This window comes from Streptomyces sp. NPDC002104 (genome assembly GCF_053593795.1).
Map to the genome: position 1 here is coordinate 1 of NZ_JBSFDF010000120.1, position 1,228 is coordinate 1,228.

Below are 1,228 nucleotides of genomic sequence, written 5' to 3' on the forward strand. Positions count from 1 at the left end.
CAGTCGCTTCCCTGTGGGCCCTCTCCGGCCGGTGGGCATCTGGACACCGCCCCGGCAGGACCATGACCTCAGCCAGAACAGACGCGGAGGGCGATCAGAGCATCCAGGGACGGGCGTCTGGACACCCTTCCCGTGACGCCGACCTACGCAGCAGATCGCTACGCACTCCCGCTCGGCCCAGCGACTGCGGACCGGCCGTGGCTGGCTAAGCAAGGGAACTATTCAAGTTTGACTAGCTGACGGGCTTGGTCCTACGGTCGGAGGATGAGCGAGAAACTGGCGGCGATACTCCCCTGCAGGTCCATCCCGGAGACGGTCGACTTCTACAAGGCCATAGGTTTCGAGGTCACGTTCTACCAGGAACGTCCGTATGCCTATGCCGTCGTGCGGCACGGTGACGTCGAGTTGCAGTTCGCGGCAATGAAAGGCTTCGATCCGGCCGCTTCGTACGGCGCGTGCTACATCACGACCGACGACGTCGACGGTTTGTACGCGAAGTTCCGTAGCGGACTGAAGCAAGAACTGGGGAAGATCCCGACCCGTGGCCTTCCGCGGATCGGTCCGCTGAAGGACACCACCTATGGGGTTCGGCAGTTCATCATGGCGGACCCCGGCGGCAACAGCATTCGCATCGGCCAACCGATCAGCGAAGATCTCCACCACTCCCCGGTTCCCAAGGAACCGGTGGCGAAGGCCCTCCACATGGCCTCATTGCTCGGCGATTCCAAAGAGGACTACCCAGCCGCAGCCAAGATCCTCGACCGCCTCCTTTCCTCCGACGTCCCTCCCCCGGCCCGCGTAAAGGCCCTCATCCTCCGCGCCGCCATGGCCGTCCACCTCGACGACGCCCCCCTCGCCGCCCGCCTGCTCTCCGAGGCCGGCCAGATCCCCCTCCAGACCCCCGACCGCACCTCTCTGGCCGACGACCTCCTCCGCGCCGAGGACCTCCGCGCCAACCTCCCTGACGCCCCCTCCAGATCAGCCACAGACGGTCGGTAGTCGCTGAGCCGAGCGGGAGTGCGTAGCGATCTGTCGCGCCCCCCGACCCCAAGGGCATGTATGTCCCCCTTGCACTCGTGTTGGCGGGCGACGGTCTCGGGAAGGGTGTCCAGACGCCCGTCCCTGGATGCTCTGACCGCCCCGCGCCTCCGTACTGGCTGAGGTCACGGTCCTGCCGGGGCGGTGTCCAGATGCCCACCGGCCCAAGGGGGCTGCGCATCCGCGACAA

The 1,228-nt window shown here is 66.4% G+C and carries 1 protein-coding gene; it reads left to right on the top strand.

Annotated elements, in window-relative coordinates; genetic code table 11:
- The first annotated feature begins 264 nt into the window (after positions 1-264).
- Complete coding sequence (locus ACWCP2_RS38175) at positions 265-999, top strand: bleomycin resistance protein (RefSeq protein WP_450913129.1); 735 nt, start codon at positions 265-267, stop codon at positions 997-999.
- The last annotated feature ends 229 nt before the right edge of the window (positions 1,000-1,228 follow it).

Excerpts from the sequence above, each read along its gene's own strand:
- ACWCP2_RS38175 (WP_450913129.1), top strand. The coding sequence starts at position 265 with ATGAGCGAGAAACTGGCGGCGATACTCCCCTGCAGGTCCATCCCGGAG.